This is a genomic window from Aliiroseovarius sp. YM-037, from assembly GCF_048060095.1.
Classification (GTDB): domain Bacteria; phylum Pseudomonadota; class Alphaproteobacteria; order Rhodobacterales; family Rhodobacteraceae; genus JBLUOA01.
On record NZ_JBLUOA010000002.1, the window covers coordinates 230,442 to 251,434 of the forward strand.

Annotated in this window: 19 protein-coding genes; 8 read left to right on the forward strand and 11 right to left on the reverse strand. The window is 60.1% G+C overall.

What is annotated here, in order from left to right:
- Positions 1-202: 202 nt before the first annotated feature.
- Positions 203-991 carry a hypothetical protein gene (locus ACEWPJ_RS11660; protein WP_416513244.1) on the forward strand — a complete coding sequence of 263 codons (789 nt, stop codon included), beginning with the start codon at positions 203-205 and terminating at the stop codon, positions 989-991.
- Between the two features lie 6 nt (positions 992-997).
- On the opposite strand, the gene ACEWPJ_RS11665 is transcribed toward ACEWPJ_RS11660, so the two are convergent.
- A complete protein-coding gene (locus tag ACEWPJ_RS11665) occupies positions 998-2,683 on the reverse strand; it encodes an NAD(P)H-dependent oxidoreductase subunit E (RefSeq protein WP_416513245.1) in 1,686 nt (561 codons plus the stop codon).
- 163 nt (positions 2,684-2,846) lie between these two features.
- On the opposite strand from ACEWPJ_RS11665, the gene ACEWPJ_RS11670 reads away from it, so the two are divergent.
- Both ACEWPJ_RS11670 and ACEWPJ_RS11675 read left to right on the forward strand, forming a co-directional pair.
- The gene (locus ACEWPJ_RS11670) at positions 2,847-3,920 is read left to right on the forward strand and encodes an alkane 1-monooxygenase (protein ID WP_416513246.1); all 1,074 of its coding nucleotides are present in this window, start codon (positions 2,847-2,849) and stop codon (positions 3,918-3,920) included.
- Positions 3,921-3,971: 51 nt separating this feature from the next.
- Entirely contained in the window at positions 3,972-4,364 is a 393-nt protein-coding gene (locus ACEWPJ_RS11675; protein ID WP_416513247.1) for a hypothetical protein, read from the forward strand.
- A gap of 14 nt (positions 4,365-4,378) precedes the next feature.
- Here the strand turns inward: ACEWPJ_RS11675 and xseA are convergent, their stop codons facing one another.
- On the reverse strand, positions 4,379-5,929 hold the full coding sequence (gene xseA / locus ACEWPJ_RS11680; RefSeq protein ID WP_416513248.1) for an exodeoxyribonuclease VII large subunit: 1,551 nt from the start codon (positions 5,927-5,929) through the stop codon (positions 4,379-4,381).
- Positions 5,930-5,997: 68 nt separating this feature from the next.
- Between xseA and purD the strand changes: the two genes are divergently transcribed.
- Positions 5,998-7,260 carry a phosphoribosylamine--glycine ligase gene (gene purD, locus ACEWPJ_RS11685; RefSeq protein WP_416513249.1) on the forward strand — a complete coding sequence of 421 codons (1,263 nt, stop codon included), beginning with the start codon at positions 5,998-6,000 and terminating at the stop codon, positions 7,258-7,260.
- Between the two features lie 75 nt (positions 7,261-7,335).
- On the opposite strand, the gene ACEWPJ_RS11690 is transcribed toward purD, so the two are convergent.
- The 8 genes from ACEWPJ_RS11690 to rpiA all read right to left on the reverse strand — a co-directional run bounded on the left by ACEWPJ_RS11690 (position 7,336) and on the right by rpiA (position 14,580).
- Positions 7,336-8,052: an FG-GAP repeat domain-containing protein gene (locus tag ACEWPJ_RS11690; protein WP_416513251.1), complete on the reverse strand. Its 717-nt coding sequence runs from the start codon at positions 8,050-8,052 to the stop codon at positions 7,336-7,338.
- On the reverse strand, positions 8,052-8,375 hold the full coding sequence (locus ACEWPJ_RS11695) for a 2Fe-2S iron-sulfur cluster-binding protein (RefSeq protein WP_416513252.1): 324 nt from the start codon (positions 8,373-8,375) through the stop codon (positions 8,052-8,054). Before ACEWPJ_RS11695 ends, ACEWPJ_RS11690 begins: the two co-directional genes overlap by 1 nt.
- Positions 8,376-8,531: 156 nt before the next feature.
- Positions 8,532-9,953: a Do family serine endopeptidase gene (locus tag ACEWPJ_RS11700; RefSeq protein WP_416513253.1), complete on the reverse strand. Its 1,422-nt coding sequence runs from the start codon at positions 9,951-9,953 to the stop codon at positions 8,532-8,534.
- A 192-nt stretch (positions 9,954-10,145) separates the two neighbouring features.
- Positions 10,146-10,343 (reverse strand): DUF2065 domain-containing protein, encoded by a 198-nt coding sequence (locus ACEWPJ_RS11705; protein WP_416513255.1) that lies wholly within the window; start codon positions 10,341-10,343, stop codon positions 10,146-10,148.
- Entirely contained in the window at positions 10,343-11,212 is an 870-nt protein-coding gene (gene hflC / locus ACEWPJ_RS11710) for a protease modulator HflC (RefSeq protein WP_416513257.1), read from the reverse strand. The genes ACEWPJ_RS11705 and hflC overlap by 1 nt, the downstream gene beginning before the upstream one ends.
- Positions 11,212-12,360 (reverse strand): FtsH protease activity modulator HflK, encoded by a 1,149-nt coding sequence (hflK, locus tag ACEWPJ_RS11715; RefSeq protein ID WP_416513259.1) that lies wholly within the window; start codon positions 12,358-12,360, stop codon positions 11,212-11,214. The genes hflC and hflK overlap by 1 nt, the downstream gene beginning before the upstream one ends.
- A 64-nt stretch (positions 12,361-12,424) precedes the next feature.
- Positions 12,425-13,783 carry a glutathione-disulfide reductase gene (gene gor, locus ACEWPJ_RS11720; RefSeq protein ID WP_416513261.1) on the reverse strand — a complete coding sequence of 453 codons (1,359 nt, stop codon included), beginning with the start codon at positions 13,781-13,783 and terminating at the stop codon, positions 12,425-12,427.
- 14 nt (positions 13,784-13,797) lie between these two features.
- Positions 13,798-14,580 (reverse strand): ribose-5-phosphate isomerase RpiA, encoded by a 783-nt coding sequence (gene rpiA, locus ACEWPJ_RS11725; protein ID WP_416513263.1) that lies wholly within the window; start codon positions 14,578-14,580, stop codon positions 13,798-13,800.
- Between the two features lie 84 nt (positions 14,581-14,664).
- On the opposite strand from rpiA, the gene ACEWPJ_RS11730 reads away from it, so the two are divergent.
- From ACEWPJ_RS11730 to ACEWPJ_RS11740, 3 genes are all read left to right on the forward strand, one after another.
- The gene (locus ACEWPJ_RS11730; protein WP_416513265.1) at positions 14,665-15,492 is read left to right on the forward strand and encodes a glutathione S-transferase family protein; all 828 of its coding nucleotides are present in this window, start codon (positions 14,665-14,667) and stop codon (positions 15,490-15,492) included.
- Positions 15,493-15,505: 13 nt separating this feature from the next.
- Positions 15,506-16,882 carry an L-serine ammonia-lyase gene (locus ACEWPJ_RS11735; RefSeq protein ID WP_416513267.1) on the forward strand — a complete coding sequence of 459 codons (1,377 nt, stop codon included), beginning with the start codon at positions 15,506-15,508 and terminating at the stop codon, positions 16,880-16,882.
- Between the two features lie 107 nt (positions 16,883-16,989).
- A complete protein-coding gene (locus ACEWPJ_RS11740) occupies positions 16,990-17,964 on the forward strand; it encodes a DMT family transporter (RefSeq protein WP_416513269.1) in 975 nt (324 codons plus the stop codon).
- Here ACEWPJ_RS11740 and ACEWPJ_RS11745 read toward each other — a convergent pair.
- Positions 17,855-18,538, reverse strand: a complete 684-nt coding sequence (locus tag ACEWPJ_RS11745; RefSeq protein ID WP_416513271.1) for a thiamine diphosphokinase — start codon at positions 18,536-18,538, stop codon at positions 17,855-17,857. The genes ACEWPJ_RS11740 and ACEWPJ_RS11745 overlap by 110 nt on opposite strands.
- 224 nt (positions 18,539-18,762) lie before the next feature.
- Here ACEWPJ_RS11745 and ACEWPJ_RS11750 point away from each other — a divergent pair, with 224 nt between their 5' ends.
- Positions 18,763-20,964, forward strand: coding sequence for a hypothetical protein (locus ACEWPJ_RS11750; protein WP_416513273.1), 2,202 nt, complete (start codon positions 18,763-18,765; stop codon positions 20,962-20,964).
- The last annotated feature ends 29 nt before the right edge of the window (positions 20,965-20,993 follow it).

Here is a 20,993-nt window from a genome sequence, read left to right on the forward strand (position 1 = left end):
GCTGAGAGTCTGCGGCGACCTGCGCCTCGTCAAGCAGTTCCTCTTCCTCGCCGCCTTCTTCGACAATCGCGTCGATCCCCTCTTCGATCTTCGATGAGGATTTGAACAGGCGGGTCTTGAGCTTTTTGAAAAACGACATTGCAAAGCCTTTCAACGTATCCCAATCAACTATTCCACGGTGGCCCGGGATGGAAGGGGTCGGGTGGGCAAAACATGCGAGGGCGATTGTATTGGCGTGCAATCCCGCTATATCAGCCCGATGACCGAGACTTGTGACCCGCCCGCTGACCTGACTGACCGCATTCGGACCCATCTTGCGACCGATCCGGGACGGGTGTCGCGGTTGGAGGTCAACGAGCGGACGCTCTGGATCAAGCAGCGCGAAACACTTGATTTACGCCGCCGTTTACAGAAGGGCGATCCATCGAAGGGGTTTGAACGGGAGCGCGCGGCGCTCCATCACCTGGCAACCATCGACGCGCCGGTGCCGCCCATCGTGGCGGAGGGGGCGGATTTCTTCGCGCTCCCCGATTGCGGACAACCGCTCAGCCAGATTTTGCAGCAGGGGGTCGGAACGGATGCTGAGCGTATTCAGATTTTCCGCGCGGCGGGGGAGGCATTGTCCGGCCTTCACAAGCGCGGCGTCAGTCACGGGCGACCGAACCTCAAGGACATATGCTGGCAGGACGGAGAAATCACCTTCATCGACTTGGAGCGTTATTCCGGCAGCCGCAACACCCCCAAGGGGCACATGCAAGACCTCATCATGTTTGTCTTCAATGCCCATGCCGTTGCGGGCAAGCCAAGCGCCGAAGTGGATGCGGCCATTGACGCTTACCGCGCGACGGATACCGCCGGAATTTGGGCGGCGGCAAAGGCTTGGTGCAGGCGGATGCGTTGGGTTGAGGTCATCACCAAACCGGTGCGCTGGCTGCGCAGTTCCGCGGAATTTGACGCGATTCCAATGGTTTTCAGAACGTTCGGCGCTTAAAGCGCCTTACACCTCGTCCGGGAAATGCTTGATCGTCATGCGGATCGGGTTCGGCGCCGCCTGCCCCAGACCGCAGATCGACGCATCGGCCATCGCGGTGCAAAGCTCCTCCAGCAGCGGTTGGTCCCATCGGTCGGCCTGCATCAGCTTCACCGCCTTTTCGCATCCGACGCGGCACGGCGTGCATTGGCCACAGCTCTCATCCTCAAAGAACCGCAGCATGTTCAACGCGGCGGCGCGGGCGCTATCCTGATCTGACAGGACCACAACAGCGGCAGAGCCAATAAAGCTGCCATGCGGCTGCAACGTGTCGAAATCAAGCGGGATGTCATCCATCGACGCAGGTAGCAGGCCAGAGCTTGGTCCGCCCGGTTGGTAAGCCTTGAACGCGTGCCCGTCGAACATTCCACCAGCGGCTTCGATGATGTCGGTGATTGTCGATCCCGCAGCCAACAGATGCACGCCCGGGTTCTTGACCCGCCCGGACACGGAATAGCTGCGCAGCCCTTTACGCCCGTTCTTTTCGGTCGCGCTCAGCACCTCTGGCCCCTCGCGGCAGACCTTCGCAACCCAGTGGAGCGTTTCGACGTTGTGAACCAGCGTCGGGCGATTGAACACGCCGACTTGCGCAACGAAAGGCGGGCGGTGGCGTGGAAGGCCACGCTTCCCTTCGATCGATTCAATCATCGCGCTTTCTTCGCCGCAGATATAGGCACCGGCACCGCGCCGCAGGTCGATATAGCCTTCCTCGACAACACCCGCGCCTTCCAACGCCTTGATTTCGCGGCGCAAAACCTCAAGCACTGCCGGGTATTCGTCGCGCATGTAGATAAAGCAACGCTCCGCCTCGACCGCCCACGCGGCGATCAACATGCCTTCCAGAAACAGATGCGGCACCCGTTCGAGGTAATAGCGATCCTTGAAAGTGCCCGGTTCGCCTTCGTCCCCATTCACGGCCAGATAGCGCGGCCCGGATTCAGCACGGACAAAACCCCATTTCTTGCCTGACGGGAACCCCGCCCCGCCAAGCCCGCGCAGGCCAGAGGAGAGCACTTTCTCCTGCACCGCTTCCCAATCACCGCTGGCCCGCAAATCTTTCAGAACCCGATAGCCGCCACCCCCGGCGTAGACGTCGTAGGTTTCATATTCGGGCAGATGCACGTGGGTGTCGCCCGCCTTGATCGCACCCGCGACCTTTTCAGGGGTCGCGTGGTCAATGTGGTTGTGCCCAAGCTCCAACACCGGGGCGGTGTCACAACGGCCCATGCAGGGCGCGCGGACCACGCGGACCTCGGACGCGTCCAGCCCGTCTTTCAATGCGGCCATCAGTTCCTGCGCACCGGCAAGCTCGCAGCTAAGGGAATCGCACACCCGAATCGTCAGTTGCGGAGGCGGGGTTTCACCCTCTTTCACCACGTCGAAATGGGCGTAAAAGCTGGCGACTTCGTAAATTTCGGCCTGCGCGGTGCCAAGTTCCTCGGCCAGCGCCCGCAGGTGAGCAGCCGAAAGGTGGCCGTAGGTGTCTTGGATCAAGTGCAGGTATTCGATCAGCAAATCGCGGCGGCGCGGTGCGTCGCCAAGCAGCGCGCGAACCTCTTCCCAAGCGCCATCTTCAAGCTGGCGACCTTTAGGCGTCCGACGCCCTTTGCCTTTGCCGGACTTCCAAACGCCCTTATCCGCTACTGCCGCCATGTCGCACCCGTCCTTGGTTTTGCCTGACCTTATCGCCACAAAGCCATGCAAGACCACGACAAAAGCGACGCCCCCGTTGCCATATGCGTTACCATCTTGTCTGATATTCGTAATCCGGCCCGATTTCGCCGGGACGGGAAGAATGCCCGAAGGGAGAACAGGGATGAAATATCCGATTGCAGCCTTTGGATTGGCGACACTGGCGCCGGTTCTGCTGCTCGGCATGGCGGCCGCATCTGGCGGAGTGTGGATCGCCGTCGCCTGTGCCTATCTGACGGTCGGTGTGGTGCAGTTCGACGCGCTGCCGAAAATCCAGATATCTCCCAGCCCAGATGGCACGGCAGAGATCGGCGGCGAACGGCTTTCGATGATCCTGAGCGTTATGCATTTCGCCTGCCTGTTCGTCGCCGTTCTGACGATCAGCGGTGAAACCTTCTCGATGGCGGAGAAAATCGGGCTATTCGCAGCCGTGGGCCTTTACCTTGGCCAAACCAGCGCCGCCAACGCGCATGAGATGTTGCACAGGTCCGATCCGAATGCCGCGTCAGTGGGCCGGGCGATCTATGCCTCTGTTCTGTTCGGGCACTACGCCGCCGCGCATCAGCGGATACACCACCGCCTTGTTGCGACACCCAGCGATCCTTGCACCGCGAAACCCACCGAATCCTTCTACCGCTTTGCGCCCCGCTGCTGGTTTGGCGCATTGCTGTCCGGCTACCGGGCAGAGCTTGAGGCGCAACGCCTGAAGCGCCCGCGATATACCCGGCTGACGCACCCCTACATGGTCGATATCGGCACTGGGCTGCTTTGCCTGTTCTTGGCTTGGCTGATCGGGGGCGGGCTTGGCTGCTTGATCTACATCGGGCTGGCCGCGTTCGTTCAACTTCAGATATTGCTGGTCGCCTATGTTCAACACTACGGCCTGTCCCGAAGCGTGCGACCAGACGGAACGACCGAACCCGTCGCCCCTACCCACGCATGGAGCGCGCCGCATTGGTTGTCCGGTTTGATGATGCTGAATCTGCCCCGCCACAGCGACCACCACCTTAGGCCCGACGCGCCCTTTCCGCAGCTTTCGATGCCGGAACCCGATACCGCGCCCACCCTGCCCCATAGCCTGCCGATGATGGCCGCGCTCGCCCTGATCCCCGTCCTTTGGCGCAAGAAGATGGACCCGCTGGCCGAGCTTTGGACCGAACGAGCGCGGCTGCGGCGTGTTCGGCAAGACGTCGCCTGACTGGACAAGCGTGCTCTGGTCAAGGCCATTTCGATTTGGCAAGATAATCCTATGAAACCTCTCGTTTTCCTCATACTCTCATCCACGGTTGCTTCGGCCGAAACCCTCGTGACCCCGGAAATGTTTGAACAGATGACAGAGGGGCGGACCTTTTATTACGGCCAAAATTCAGAGCCTTACGGGGCGGAGGAATATCTGCCGAACCGTCGCGTGCGGTGGACGTTTCTGGATGGGCAATGCGAAGAGGGCGAATGGTTCGTCGAACTCGACCTGATCTGCTTTGTCTATGACGCAAACCCGGTGCCGCAATGCTGGTCCTTCTATCAGCAGGACGAAGGCGGGTTGATCGCCCGGTTCGAAAACGACCCCAACGCGACGACGCTTTATGAGATGAGCCAGAGCGACGATCCGCTTCGCTGTCTGGGGCCGGACGTCGGCGTCTGACTAGGCCATTGCCGCTAAAACAGGCTGCCCTGCTCCGGCTTTGGCGGCGTGGGCTTGCTGGCTGGTTTCGGTTTCGCGCCGCCGGGGGCTATGCGACCGTCCTGAAATTCAATCTCAATCGCGTCTGCCTTCTTGGCGGCAGCGGCGGTGGTGACAACCTGCCCGTCGCCCCGCACCACCGCATAGCCGCGCTTCAGCGTTTCGGTGTAGCCGAGCGTTTGCCGCAGACGGTCCCGCGCATCAAGTTGCGTTCGCCAACCGGTGACTTGCGCCGTCGCGCTGTCGGTCAGACGTGCGGCGAGCCGGTCGTAGTCATCCCGCCGACGCTTCAAATCCTGTTGCAGCGCGGGCAAGCGCAATCGGGACGCCTGATGGCTTAGGTCCCTGCGTTGTTGCGTGATGCTCCGGCTCAGACCCGGACCAAGCCGTGCGCTTAACTTATCGACGGTCTGGCGGTGCTGCACGACCCGCCCGCCCAGAACCGAAGGGCGCAGACCCGACGCTGCCGCTGTCATCGCGCCGCGTTTCTTTTCGGCCAGCAGGCTTAGCGCGCCGGGCAGACGTTCGGCCCAGCGATCAAGTCGCTGGCTTGCATCCGCGACTAGCGTTTGTGGTCGAGGCAAAGCCCGCGCAAGGTCGCGCAAACGCTGGCCGCGCTGACTGATCGCAAGGCTGAGTGCGCGGGTCAGTCGGCTATCCTGCTGCCCGACCCAACCAAGCAGTTCGAGCCTGACCGGAACCGCATGTTCCGCCGCAGCCGTCGGCGTCGGCGCGCGCAGGTCAGACACGAAGTCGATCAGCGTCGTATCCGTTTCGTGCCCCACCGCAGAGATCAGCGGAATGTCCGACGCGGCAGCGGCGCGGGCGACGGATTCCTCGTTGAAACCCCAAAGGTCTTCGATAGACCCGCCGCCCCGCGCAACGATCAGCAGGTCCGGGCGCGGCAACGCGCCACCGGGTGTCATTGCGTTGAACCCTTCGATGGCGCGGGTGACTTCCGGCGCGCATTTATCGCCCTGCACGGCGACCGGCCAAATCAGCACCTTGCGGGGAAACCGATCCCGCAGACGGTGGAGAATATCGCGGATGACAGCGCCAGAGGGTGAGGTGATGACGCCGATGACTTCGGGCAGATACGGCAGCGGGCGCTTGCGGTCGGCGGCGAACAGCCCTTCAGCCTCAAGCGCCTTCTTGCGTTTTTCCAGCATCGCCATCAGGGCGCCCATGCCCGCCGGGGCGATATCGTCAATCACGATCTGGTACTTCGACTGGCCGCCAAAGGTCGTGATCTTGCCGGTAGCGACGACCTCCATCCCCTCTTCGGGCTGCACCTTCAGACGGGCCGAAACGCCCTTCCAGATAACGCCGGACAGGACCGAACGATCATCCTTCAAGTCAAGGTAGATATGCCCCGACCGCGGGCGCGACACGCGGCCAACCTCGCCCCGGATGCGAACCCGCGAAAACGCGCCTTCGATGGTGCGTTTCACCGCGCCGGAAATCTCTGTCACCGTGTATTCGGGTGCATTTTGCCCTGGTTCAGGATCGTCGATCAGGTCGGACATCGTGCCTCGCTTGTCTTGGCCTCGCCCGCACCTTAGAACGCTGCCAAGCGAAGGCCAAGGAGACATGCATGAACATCCTCATTCTCGGAAGCGGCGGGCGGGAACACAGCCTTGCATGGGCGGTCAAACAGAACCCGAAATGTGACCGCCTGATCGCCGCACCGGGCAATGCGGGCATGGCCGAGATTGCAGAATGCGCCAAGCTCGACATCATGGATGGCGGCGCGGTCGTCACCTTTGCCGAGGAAAACGCGGTTGATTTCGTGATTGTCGGGCCAGAAGCCCCACTGGCCGCTGGCGTCGCGGACCGTCTGCGTGATGCCGGGGTCGCGTGTTTCGGCCCCTCTGCCGCTGCGGCAAAGCTCGAGGCCTCGAAAGCGTTTACCAAGGAGATTTGCGACGCGTCCGGTGCGCCAACGGCTGGCTACGCCCGGTTTACGGAGGCCGCCCCGGCCAAGGATTACATCCGCGAACAGGGCGCGCCGATTGTTGTGAAGGCCGATGGCCTCGCCGCTGGCAAGGGCGTGATCGTTGCGATGACCGACGACGAAGCGCTCGCCGCGATCGACGATATGTTCGGTGGAGAGTTCGGCGCAGCCGGGGCTGAGGTTGTGATCGAGGAATTCATGGAGGGCGAAGAAGCGTCGTTCTTCATCCTATGCGACGGAACGGACGTGCTGCCGATTGGCACGGCGCAGGACCATAAACGGGTTGGCGAAGGCGACACAGGGCCGAACACCGGCGGGATGGGCGCATACTCCCCCGCGCCGGTCCTGACGGATGAGATTGCAGAACGGGCCTTGGCCGAGATCATCCGCCCAACAGTGGCCGAGATGGCGCGGCGCGGCACACCCTATCAAGGGGTGCTTTATGCGGGTCTGATGATCAAGGACGGTGCACCACGGTTGGTGGAATACAACGTGCGCTTCGGTGACCCGGAATGTCAGGTGCTGATGATGCGGCTGGGCGCGCAAGCGCTCGACCTCATGCTGGCTTGCGCGGAGGGGCGCTTGGCCGATGCGCGCGTCAACTGGGCCGAGGATCACGCACTGACGGTTGTGATGGCCGCGAAGGGCTATCCCGGCAGCTACGACAAGGGCAGCGTCATTCGCGGCCTTGATGGGTTGCCGGAGACGAGCAGCGAAATGACCTTTCACGCCGGGACTGTCCTTGATGGTGGGTCGGTGGTCGCAAACGGTGGGCGCGTCCTGAATGTGACCGCGCGGGGCGACAGCTTGCAGGACGCCCGCGACCGAGCCTATGCGATGGTTGAGGCGATAGACTGGCCGGAAGGGTTCTGCCGCAAAGACATCGGCTGGCGCGCGTTGTAGGGGGCTGTCTGCCCCCGCCCTTTGGCGATGCCAAAGGACTCCCCCGAGGATATTTCTGGAAAGATGAAAGCCGGGTCAGCCCTTGCAGGCAAGCGCGTCGGTTAGGCTGGCGCGGTTATTGAAGGGGCCAAGGACGCGGGTCGTGACGCTGCCACCTGCGAGGCGGGAGGCGACGACCTGCGTCCAGTCCGCGTTCGCCGTGATGATTTCCGGCCCGCCGCCACAATCGCGGATACCGCCCGAAATGTAGTCCTGCCCGATCCGATGATTGGTCAGGCCGGGCCTGTCGGCGATCGGGATCAGCCGTCCATCCTGATAGCGCCAGATGCGGAGTGTTTTCGCGAGGTGCGGCCGGTCGATATAGGCGAGTTCGATCAGGCCGTCGCCGTCGAGATCAGCCACCCCCAGCGGCGCAAGCCAGCGGCGGGTCTGGCCAATATGCGGGGTTTCGGCAAGTTTCCCGGTTTCGTCATAGATCGCAAGTGCGGCGCCCTGACGAACATCGGTTTCGACGACGATCATTTCGCGGTCGCCATCACCGTCCACATCGGCAAGGCGGGGGGCGGTGTCTTCGAACACATGATCTGAGGGCAAACGGACAAGGGCCGTTCCGCGCTGAGGGGTGGATGTCGGATTGTCGAACCGCATCTCCAGCGCACCGTATTCGATAGCGTCACCCAGAACGCCGTGATTGTAGCGATCTGTCGGTTCCAGATACCGGGCGCTGAGAACGTCGGCGGACGCCGCGCCCGCCGATAACGCGGCGGCCAATAGGGCTGCCGCCCGCAACATCAGATTTGTTTTTCGGGCATCTGAACGATCAGACCATCGACCGCATCGCTGACCTTCAACTGACAGGTCAGGCGGGATCGGGTCGTGTCAGGTTCATACGCAAAGTCGAGCATGTCTTCTTCCATCGCGTCCTTCGCGGGCAGCTTTTCGACCCAGTCAGGGTGCACGTAGACATGACAGGTCGAACAGGCGCAGGCGCCGCCGCAATCTGCTTCGATACCGGGAATATTATTGTCGCGCGCGCCTTCCATCACGGTCAGGCCATCGGCAACGTCAACAACGTGTTCGGTGCCGTTATGTTCGATATAGGTGATCTTTGCCATCCGCCTTCGTTCCTTAACGAGAATTCATCAAAACGTCCTTAGCGGGCGAAACGCGCCCATGCCAGAGTCTTTTTTGTCCAGAGGGTTGGTGTGTTGCCTTACGAAGAAGGGGCACCGTTGCGGGCGCCCCTTCTAATTCAATGCGAAAGTCGCACCTTAGCTAAGCGGCAACGCCACAAAGCGCGGGTCGCCTTCGCGACGGACCAGCAGCAGGATCGACTTGCGCCCGGCGTTGCGGGCATCTTCGATCCGGGCTTGCAGATCCTCGATGGTGCGGACGCGCTGTTGGCCAGCTTCGGTCACGATGTCGCCGGCCCGGATGCCTTTGGAATAAGCGCCGGATTCGGTTGCGACATCGGTGATGACCAAGCCATCATCGCTGGTGTCGAGACCAAGTTGTTCGCGCAATTCGTCGGTCATTTCGGACAGGGTTAGGCCAAGCACCTCTTCGGTGGCGGGTTTGTCCGGGACAGACCCAACGGCGGGAATGCTGCCTTCGGCGGTTTCACGACGGCCAAGCGTCACGCGAAGGGTTTCTGTGCTGCCCTCGCGGTTGACGACAACGCGGACGGTCTTGCCGACCTCGGTATTGCCAACCTGACGGACAAGATCGCGGGTGTCGGCAACTTCGACGCCGTCAAACGATACGATCACGTCGCCCTGCTCCATCCCGGCTTCGGCAGCCGGACCTTCGGGAACGTCTGTCACAAGCGCGCCAGAGGTTTCGGTCAGACCCATCGCCTCGGCCACATCGTCGGTCACATCCTGAATGCGGACACCAAGCCAGCCGCGGCGGGTTTCGCCAAACTCTTTCAACTGGTCAACAACACGGGTCACAACACCGGATGCCATTGAGAACCCGATGCCGATGGACCCACCGTTCGGGCTAAGGATCGCGGTGTTCACGCCGATCACTTCGCCATCCATGTTGAACAACGGACCGCCGGAGTTGCCGCGGTTGATGGCGGCGTCGGTCTGGATGTAGTCGTCATAGGTCCCGGACAGCGCGCGGTTGCGGGCGGATACAATCCCCGCCGAGACCGAGAAGCCCTGCCCAAGCGGGTTGCCCATCGCCATGACCCAATCGCCAACGCGCATGACATCGCTGTCACCAAACGGGACGAACACCAGCGGAGAGTCACTTTCGACCTTCAACAGCGCGATGTCGGTGTTCGGGTCGGTTCCGACGACTTCGGCCGGCAGTTCCTCGCCCGAGAAAAACTCGATAAGGATCTCATCCGCGCCTTCGATGACGTGGTTGTTGGTAACGATGAACCCATCTTCAGAGATCACGAAACCCGAACCGAGCGCTTGGCTGCGGCGGGGCGGTTGATCACCTTGCGGGCCGCGTTCGTTGAATTCACGGAAGAAATCTTCGAACGGGGAACCTTCGGGCACCATCGGCATGGGGCCGCCGCGTGTGGCGACCGTCGTGGATGTGGTGATATTCACAACTGCGGGGCTGACCTTGTCAGCGAGGTCAGCAAAGCTTTCCGGGGCGCCGCGTGCGGCGGCCGAAAGCGCCTGGGCGATCAAGAGCGCAAAGCTCAACACCAGAACCCAGAACGCGCGCAGCATTCTGTCTGCTCCTGCTTGCTGAGGAATCGAAATTGCCTGAGGTTTCACTGCGAACTCCTTCGTTTTCGGCTTTTCGTCGCCCGTCCGTGCGGGCCTGTCTACTCTATATTTTGAACGATTGTCGGAATCTTCAACTGTGGTTCCGTGTTTGGACATAACAACAACGTGAGCGCGTTTGCTTGTTTTGAAGTGTCACGCACCCAGCACCGCCTTTGCAAGCCAGATTATCGCAACACCTGCGGCAATCGCGAAAAGGCCAATCATACGGCGTCGTTCGATCGACATTAATCTAAGGGTTTCAAGTATATCCTCGATACGCGAAGGGGCCAGCGCAAGCACCAGCCCCTCAACCGCGAAGACGAGTCCAAGTCCCAGTAGCAGCGTTGCCATTACCGGGGTTGGTCCGTTTCAAGGTAGTCAAAGAATTCGCTGTCAGGTGACAGGACCATTGTCGTATTGCTGCCCTGAAGCGATTGACGATAGGCCGAAAGCGACCTGTAGAATTCAAAGAATTCCGGGTCAGCGCCGAACGCCTCGGCAAAGATCGCGTTTCGGCGGGCGTCGGCCTCACCCCGGATGATCTCTGACTGACGCTTGGCGTCGGAGACGAGTTCGACAACCGTTCTGTCAGCCTGTGCCTGAATACGCTGCGCGGCCTCCGCACCGCGGGCGCGTTCGTCGGTCGCTTCGCGTTCACGCTCGGCCCGCATCCGGTCAAACGTCGCTTGCAGGTTTTCGCGCGGAAGGTCGGTGCGTTTCAAACGCACGTCGATGATTTCGAGGCCCAGCGCACGCGCTTCGAAGATCGCGGCGTTTCGGATACGGAGCATCAGCGTCGCACGGTCCGAACTCAGGATATCATTCGAGCTGACAGAGCCCAAAATCTCTCGTGTTTTAGATCGCAGGATTGAATCCAAGCGCACCTCTGCCGCCGCAATGCCACCGACACCAACGGCCTGACGGAACTGCTCGACGTCAGCGATGCGATACCGGGCGAATGCGTCAACGACCAGACGGCGGTCATCAAGTGGTGTCACCTCAAGCGGATCAATATCGCGGCTGAGGATACGGTCGTCATAGCGCACAACCTCTTGAATCAGCGGAATTTTGAAGCCAAGACCGGGCTCTTCCTTAACGTCGACAACGCGGCCAAATTGTAGGATCAAGGCCTTTTCGCGTTCATCCACGATGAAAACCGAGGAAAGAACAGCCGCAATCACGATCACGACGATCGGCAGTATGATTGTGGATTTACGCATCAGTTATTCCCCTCGGAAGAGTTACGGCGCAGCTCGTTTAGCGGCAGGTAGGGCACGACGCCCTGCCCTTGTCCGCCGGCGTTATCGTCAAGAATGATCTTGTCGACTGAGCCAAGCACTTGCTCCATCGTCTCAATATATAGGCGGCGGCGCGTCACTTCGGGCGCTTTCACGTATTCTTCAAGCACGGCGGAGAAGCGGCTGGCCTCACCTTCGGCTTCGTTGACGACACGGGCGCGATATCCTTCGGCTTGTTCCAGAACCTGCGCGGCTTCACCACGGGCCTCAGCCAAAACGCGGTTCGCGTAGGCGTCGGCCTGCTTCTGGAAGCGGTCGCGTTCTTGTTCCGCAGCCTGAACGTCGCGGAACGCGTCGATCACTGTTTCCGGCGGGTCGGCCTTGTCAAAGTTAACGCGGATGATCGTGACGCCACTGTCATAGCTGTCGAGCGTCAGCTGCATCAGGTCCAGCAAGCGCGTCGCAATCGATTCCCGGTCCCGGTTCAGGATTGGGGAAAGTTCCGACTGGGCAATAATTTCACGCATCGCAGATTCGGCAACGGCGGCAATCGTCGGTTCCGGGTCACGCAGGTTAAACAGGAATTTCGCTGGGTCATTGATGTTCCAGACGACCTGGAAATCAATATCGACGATGTTTTCGTCGCCGGTCAGCATCAGACCGGCTTCGGACCCTTGACGGCCAACGCCGATATCAAGGGTCTGCTCTCGGGTCACTGGGATAACTTCAGCGCTAACAACGGGCCACGGCGCGAAGTTTAGGCCCGGCTGCCCGGTCGAGGAGTATTCGCCAAGGAACAGTTCAACGGACTGTTCTTCGGGTTTCACAGTGTAAAACGACATAACAGCCCACACCACGATCAGCACGAGGGCACCCAAACCAACGGTTCCACGGGTCAAGCGCGGGCCACTCGGGCCACCGCTTCCGGCGCCGCGACCACCGTCGCCGCCACCCCGGCCACCCATCAGAACGCGAAGCTGTTCGCGGCCCTTGTTCATAATCTCTTCGATTTCGGGAATCTGGCCGCCTTCGCCTTCCGGCTTGCGTCCACCGCCACCCTTATTGTCGTCGCCGCGGTCGTTTCCGCCGCCCGATCCGCCGCCCCAAGGGCCGCCGTTATTTCCTGCCATTCGGGTAATTTCCCTTTTCTTGGTCAATGACGTGTTGCCAACGTGGTCACATTATCACGTTTTTTCAAGTTTCTCTCACCGGAGTCTTCATCGTTACAAGTTCCTCCGACATGGTTGGGTGGACCGCGACGGTGCGGTCAAAGTCCTCTTTCGTGGCCCCCATCTTTACGGCGATCCCGGCGAGCTGGATCAACTCACCCGCGTGATCCGCGACGATATGGCAGCCAAGCACGCGGCGATCAGCCTTCGACACGATCAGCTTCATGTAAACCTTATCCTCGCGCCCGGCAAAGGCGGATTGCATTCCCTTGAAGCGGGTTTCGTAGACCTCAATCGGGCCTTCGTCACGCGCGTCCTCCTCGCTCATGCCGATTGTGCCGAGTTCGGGCTGCGTGAAAACCGCCGAGGGAACAAGGTGGTGGTCGACAGGTGTTGGGTTATCCTTGAACACGGTTTCGACGAAGGCCGCGCCTTCGCGGATGGCGACGGGCGTCAGATTGATCCGGTTCGTCACGTCGCCGACGGCATAGATCGTCGGGACAGAGCTTTGGGAATAATCATCGACCTCAACCTGCCCGCCTTTGCCAAGCGTGACACCTGCATTTTCCAAACCCATGTCCGATGTGTTGGGCTTCCGGCCCGTCGCGAACATGACCTTTTCGAACATCGTTTCGCGACCGTCGGTATCTGTCACCGACAGGCCGCCATCGACCTTTTTGATTGTAGTTGCGTTGGTGCGCAGGCGCAGATCGATGCCGCGTTCCTGCATCGCAGCGGCAATATGGCTCGCGCTTTCGAAATCGAAGCCGCGCAAGATCATTTCGCCGCGATAGTATTGAGTCACCTGAACGCCCAGCCCGTGAAGGATGCAGGCAAATTCGCAAGCAATAAAACCGCCACCGACAATCAGGATCGACTTTGGCAACTCATCCAGCAGAAAAATATCGTTCGAGGTGATCGTATGTTCTGCCCCTTCGATATCAGGCGTGAACGGGTGGCCGCCGGTCGCCAGCAGGATGTGCTTTGCGGTCACGGTTTGGCCAGTCGACAGTTTGATCGTATGTGCGTCGATCAGTTCGGCGCGGGCGTCAAATGTTTCAACACCGTTTGATTTCAGAATGTTGCGATAGATGCCTTCCAGCCGGTCAAGCTCCGCATGAAGCCGGGGGCGGAACACTTGCCAATCGAAATCGCCCGCCTCAACATCCCAGCCATAGGCGCGGGCGTCTTCCATCATCTCGCCATAGCCTGACGCGAACACCATCAGCTTTTTTGGCACACAACCACGGATGACGCAGGTGCCGCCATAGCGGTATTCCTCGGCCAGTGCGACGCGGGCGTTGCCTTCGGTCGCGGCAAGCCGCGCGGCCCGGACCCCACCGGAGCCGCCACCGATGACAAAAAGGTCGTAGTCGAAATCCATGGAAACCCCAGCCTTCAAAGATCGGAAAACAAATTCGCGTTTTCGGCGATGTCGATGCGTTCTTCTTCGACGGTGCCGGCGTTGATGTCGTGCACCTCAACCTTGCCGTCGCCGTGACCAACAATCACCGCATCACAGATATCTATGAAAAGCCCATTTTCAACAACGCCCGGAATCTGATTGATAATCATCGACAATTGCCGGGCATTGCCGATCCGATTGAGGTGCAGATCAAGTATAAAGTTGCCTTCATCCGTCACGAAAGGTGCGTCGCCGTTCAAGCGCAGAGAGGTCGCCCGGCCCAGAACATCAAGACCGATCAGCGTTTCCTCAACCAGCGCCTTGGTGGTTTGCCAACCAAACGGGATCACCTCAATCGGCAAGGGAAATGCGCCGAGGTGTTCGACATGCTTGCCGACATCCGCGATGACGACCATCTGGTCGGACGCGGTCGCGACGATCTTTTCCTGAAGCAATGCGCCGCCGCCGCCCTTGATAAGGTTGAGGTCGTTGTCAAATTCGTCCGCGCCGTCAATCGTCAGGTCGAGCCATTTCGCCTCGTCCAGCGAGGTGACGGTGATACCGACTTGTTGTGCCAGTTCCGCCGTGCGGGTGGAGGTTGGAACGCCGGTGATCTTGAGGTTGTCCTGCCGCACCATTTCGCCAAGGCACCGCACCATCCACGCAGCGGTTGAGCCTGTTCCAAGGCCGATCCGCATCCCGCTTTCGACATAGTCACATGCCCGTTTTGCGGCGACAAATTTGGCCCGGTCGATTGGCGACAGTTCTCCGGTCATGGCTGCGACTCCCCAGTGTTTCGTCGGCCTTATACGAAATGTGTCGCTGGGCCGCGAGGGGGGAATTGCATCGAAAGCCACGCGATGCCGCAAAGGCGACCGCTCGGCACGGTCCGCAATCGCCGATTCACGTCTGATCTGCACCCCGGCAGGTCGCTTTTCGGGCAGGTCATCGGCTGGATTGATATAGAGAAGGATCAGGGACAGGAGGATCGAATGCTCACGCTGCATTACGCGCCCGACAACGCTTCGCTGATCGTCCGGCTGGTGCTGGAGGAGTTGACGCAGCCGTTTGATACGGTCCTGATTGATCGCGCGGCGCAGGAGCAGGCCGGAGAGGCATACCGCAGGCTTAACCCGCGCGGGTTGATCCCGGTTCTGGAAACGCCTGACGGTCCGATCTTTGAAACGGCGGCTATTCTGCTGTGGCTGTCAGAGGCGTTCGGCAAAATGGCCCCGCAACCCGGCGCGCCTGATCGCGCTGCGTTCCTATCTTGGCTGTTCTACCTGTCGAACGGGCTGCACGCCGATATGCGGATGTTGTTTTACGGCCAAAACTATGTTGGCGTTGGCAGTGACGCTCAGACCTCACTGGCGCGCCAGACCCACGCCCGGATCGACGGGCATCTGGCGCTGTTCGACGAATGCGCTGGCGCTGGTCACGAGTGGTTTTCGGCGGAGCAACCGTCGATCATCGACTACTATCTCGCGACTTGCTTGCGCTGGCTCGCGCTATATCCCAAACAGGGGCACGCATGGTTCGATATCGACAGAACGCCGGCGCTGCGCCGTTTGGCCGAACGGATGGAGCAGCGCCCCGCAACCCTTCGTGCAGCGAAAGCCGAAGGGCTTGGCAAGACGCCGTTTTCCGCGCCACGCTATGCGGAGCCGGAAAGCGGTAGTGCAACATGAAAGGCGATACCTAGTGTTCCTATCGGTTTTTGACATGTTCAAGGTGGGTGTTGGCCCGTCGTCGTCCCACACGATGGGCCCGATGGTCGCCGCTGCGCGGTTTCTTGACCTGCTGCGCGAAAGCCCGTTCAACCCGGCGGGCGTTCGCGGATCGCTTCACGGCTCGCTCGCCTTTACCGGGGTTGGGCACGCGACGGATCGGGCAACAATCTTGGGGCTGTCGGGATTTCTGCCGGATACCTATGACGCGGAAAAAGCGGATGAAACGCTCGCCCGCATTCGGGAAACGAAACTGGTTGAGCCTGAGGGTCTGCCCCCGCTTCGCTTCGATCCTGAAACTGACCTGACGTTTGACTACGGCCCCGCCCTGCCCGGCCATGCCAATGGGATGATCCTGATGGCGACGGATAGTCAGGGGGACGTCATTCTGCAGGAAACATATTACTCCATCGGCGGTGGTTTTGTTCTGAGCGAAGATGAACTGGGACAGGACGCGAAAAAAGCGACACCCCCGGGCGACTACCCCTACCCGTTCGAAACAGCGGCGCGGATGCTGAAGATGGCCGATGAAAGCGGCCTGTCGATTGCCGAAATGAAACGCGCGAACGAGCTTGTTCACCGGAGCCACGCCGAGTTGGATCACGACATGGGCCGGATCTGGCAGGTGATGAACAACTGTATCGAACGCGGGCTTCGGACCGATGGCATTCTGCCCGGAGGGCTAAGCGTGCGACGCAGGGCGAAGGGCATTCACGACGCGCTGGAGTCTGAACGTGGGCTGAACATGTCGGCCCCGCACACGATCAACGATTGGATGAGCGTCTACGCGATGGCGGTGAACGAGGAAAACGCAGCCGGCGGTCAGGTCGTCACAGCACCGACCAACGGGGCGGCAGGCGTCGTGCCGGCGGTGATCCGCTACTGGCTGGATCACGTGCCATCCGCGACCGTCACGCGGGTCGGAGATTTCCTGCTGACTGCGGCGGCAATTGGCGGGCTAGTGAAGCACAACGCGTCAATTTCAGGCGCGGAATGCGGGTGCCAGGCCGAAGTCGGCTCCGCCGCCGCAATGGCGGCGGCTGGGTTGTGTGCGGTGATGGATGGAACACCGCAGCAGGTTGAAAACGCGGCTGAAATCGCGCTAGAGCATCATCTGGGCATGACCTGCGATCCTGTCAAAGGGCTGGTCCAAGTGCCGTGCATTGAGCGCAACGGGCTTGGCGCGATCAAGGCTGTGAGCGCGGCGTCGCTTGCCCTGCGAGGGGACGGCAATCATTTGGTACCGCTTGACAGCGCGATTGAAACCATGCGCCAAACCGGTGAGGACATGAGCGAGAAATATAAGGAAACCTCGCTTGGTGGATTGGCGGTAAATATCCCGAACTGCTGAGGTTGCTGCGACTGTCACGCTGCCTCCGGCGGGGATATTTCGGGAAAATGGTGAGAGTGGTGCGTTTCAGGTTTGTGTGTCCGGGAGTGGCGCAATAGCGTAGCGCGATGACACAGGACCGTCCCTTCCTTGGCCTTCTTCTGATGATTGGCTTTTGCGTGCTGGCGCCGCTTGGTGACTCCATCGCCAAGGTGCTGGGCGACCGCATTCCGCTTGGCCAATTGTTGATCGTGCGTTTCGCGGCGCAGGCAGTGATCCTGTTTCCGCTCGTCGCGTGGTTGGGGCTGCACTGGCGCTTCACAGGGCGCGTGCTGCGGCTGACGATCGTGCGGACGGTTCTGCACATCATCGGGATTGGGGCGATGTTCACATCGCTCAGGTATTTGCCGCTGGCGGATGCGGTCGCAATCGCCTTCGTCATGCCGTTCATCATGTTGCTTCTCGGCAAGTTCGTTCTTGAGGAGGAGGTCGGAGCACGCCGGTTAATCGCGTGCTGCATCGGGTTCGTCGGCACATTGCTGGTTGTTCAACCTGCCTTTGCGGATGTCGGCTTGCCTGCTTTGCTTCCGTTGGTTGTTGCTGTTGATTTCGCGTTTTTCATGCTGGTGACACGGCAAATTGCCAAGGACGTGGAACCTGTCAGCCTGCAGATGGTGTCTGGACTAGTTGCGTGCGTAATTCTACTGCCACTGATCTTCGTGGGCGAAGCGGCAGGATTTCCGGGCCTCGGCTTTATCGCGCCGTCGGGAATCGACTGGGCGCTACTGGCGGCGATTGGCGCGTTGGGGACCGGGGCGCATCTGTTGATGACCTGGTCGCTGCGGTTCGCGCCCTCGGCGACGCTGGCACCAGTTCAATACCTCGAAATTCCGTTCGCCACCGTGATCGGCTATCTGATCTTTCGCGACTTGCCGAACGGTTTGGCGGCAGTGGGAATCTTCATCACTGTCGGCGCGGGGCTTTATATCGTGTTCAGGGAGCAGGCCATGTCTCGGGCAGTGCGGCAAGCGTCTCCGCCACCTCACCCAACGCCTGCCGTGGCAGAAGCATCAGCATTTTCGGAGCGTCAAAGCGAAGAGTGAGAGGAGCGATCACCTCGTTTGACGTGCCAATCCGACCGTCGGGCGCGAATTTCAGCCCTTTGATCGGCCAGCGCAAGCCCCCTGACGTGCCATTCACCCGACCGAATGGAAACAGGGACAGGCGGCTACCGTCGGGCAAGTTGAGTTTGATATCCGGTGGGGCCAGAAACGTGATGTCGTCGGCCCCGATCAGAACGCAGCGTTTATGCGGGTGCCGGACCAGCGCGTTCAGCGCGGCAAGTTCGTGGTCAAGCCGCGCACCTGCAAAGCCCACGCCAAGGATCAGAGGGGCGGAAATACGCGTCAGACACTTTTCGAAGTCCGTCGTTTCCTGTTCCGGGATGTAGTGAAGCCGATTCTCGGGGATTACCGCGCGGCTGTCGACATCGAGAGAATCGAAATCTCCGATAACCGCTTGTGGCATATGCCCTTTTTCCAGCGCCAGTTTTGCGCCACCATCAGCCGCGACGAGAATCGGGCCAATCGAAAGCGCGGAGGTAAGCGCGTCGTCGCCGAAACAACCGGCGCCAAGCAGCGTAATTGGCTCCGAATCGTGTACAATGTGGCTTTTCATGGGCAGTTCACGCATTTTGAGGAGGTTTGACACATTCTGGCCTCAAAAAGATACCGGAAATATCTAAGTTCTGTGCCCTTCTGGGACATAGACATTGGTAAACAGTTTGTTGCTGAATAGAGAAAGAAAGCGAGCACATTATGGTCGGTGCAAGTAAAATCCTTACGGTTTCATACGGAACCTTCTCCTGCACGCTGGAAGGTTTTGATGATTCCTTTTCTACGATGAAGGCGATCGCTGAGTATTTTCGCGATCTCGCCTCAGACGACCGGTATTTCGGTGCCGAACCTGCGACGCCGGATGCAGAAATGCTCGCCCGTATTGCGGAGCGTGAAACCCAAAAGCGCGTCGAAGCCAAGCTGGGAAACAGCGGTGTCGTCCTGCGCCAGAGTGAGGCGGAACCGCAGATCGGCCATGTCGCCTCCGAAGCGCCCGCATATGAGCCGACTTACGAGGCCGAGCAGCCCGCAGATGTAGACCATGACGCTGAGAGCGCTGAAAGCGTTGCTGCGAAATTGCAGCGTATCCGCGCCGTTGTCGCCCGCAATCAGGCGGTTGAGCCTGCGTTCGACGCCGAAGAAATCGACCCGCTTGTTGAAGGTGAAGATACCGCGTCTGACGACGTTTTCGCTGCACCCGCGGCCGAAGAATTCGTCGCCGAGGATATTGCCGAAGAACCGGTGTTTGAAGAAGAAGCCGCTGCTGAGGATTTTGCCCCGGTTGAAGAAGAAGAAGTTGCGGCTGAACCGGAAGCCGACGAAGAACTGTCGTCGATCCTTGATCGCGTCAGCGATGATGAGCCGGTGACAAGCGAAGAGATCGCAGAAGAGATTGTCGAGCAGGCCGATACAGGCTCCGTTCTTGAAGAGCTCGCGACGGAAACCGTTGAAGAGTTTGAAGAAGAGGTCATCGAAGAAGAGCCCGTGGCAGAGATCGCGGAGCCTGAACCGGTTGAAACCGTTGAAGAGCGCGCTGTTGAAGAATCCGTTGCTGAGGAAGCGCCGGAAGCCGTTGAAGAGGCTGTCGAAGAGGCAACCGACGATAGCGACGACCCTTATGCAAACGCTCGCCGTCGCCGCCCCCGGACCTCTGCGTCCGAAGCGGCAGAACGTGCGCGCGCTCGTGCGCTTCGCATGAAAGGTGGCGATGCGGCTGCTGTTGCTGCGCCTGCTGCTGTGGCCGCAACCGTTACGGATGCGGTTGAAGACGAAGTAGCAGAAGAACCGGTTGCAGAGTTTGAACCGATTGATGAGACGGAAACAGTTGAGGCACCGGAGTTCGAAGAAATCGCGGAAGAGCCCGAAGTCGTAGTGGCCGAATCCGAAGCAGACAGCGACGACGTTGATCTTGCCGAGGAAGAAGCCGCGAAAAGCTTGCTTGAGGGCGGCCAGAACGATTTTCAGTCCGCGCTCGCTGAGATTGAGCAAGAAGCGCTTACGTCGGACGACGAAGGCGACAGCGAAGGCGAAACCGAAGAAGACGCCGATGCTTTTACTTCAGAGACGATCCAAAGTGATGAGATCGTTGAGGACGCGGCAGAATCAGAGACTTCGGAAGAGGATGACAACGAAAACGATGAGGCATTGGATGCTGCCCTTAGCGCTGCGTTGATGGGACAGACCGCCCCTGTTCGCAACCGCCGGGGACGTGACATTCTTTCCCACGACAGCGAAGAGGAAGAAGCCTCTGTCGAGCGTCTGATGGAAGAAACCAACAGCCAATTCGACAACCCGGAAACCAGCCGCCGCCGCTCTGCGATCTCGCACCTGCGCGCTGCGGTTGCGGCAACGGTCGCTGATCGCTTGGTCAAGACCGACCCGCTGGGCGAAAGCGGTGACAAGACGGATGCCTACCGCGCCGATCTTGCCGAAGCTGTGATTCCGCGCGCTGATGCGGATGCGGAAAAGGACGAAGTAGAAGAAATTGTTGAAAAGCCTGAACAACCCGCGCCGCTGATGCTAGTTTCAGAGCAGCGGATCGACACGCCGGAAGACGATGTAGCGCCGCAATCAAACCTTGGTGCATCCGTTCGCCCGCGTCGGGTTGGTGGCGCCGCTCCGGCCCTTCGTGAAGTGAATGAAGACTTTGCGCAGGACGCCGAAGACGATGCGGACGAAAACATCTTTTCGGAATCAACCCGCTTTGACGAATTCGCACGCAGCATGGGCGCGACAGAGCTTCCGGACCTTCTGGAAGCAGCGGCGGCCTACACGATCTATGTTGAAGGTTGCCCGCATTTCTCGCGTCCGCAGGCAATGCGCCTCGCGTCCGAGTTTCTTGGCGACGACAAGTTTGTTCGCGAAGACGGGCTGCGGTCCTTCGGACAACTGCTCCGTCAGGAGCGGATCGTGAAACTGAAACGTGGTCAGTTCACGATCGCGGAAGACACACGCTTCAAGCCCGAAGCCCGCGCGGCTGGCGAATAAGAACACCAGAACGACTCGTTCCACATATT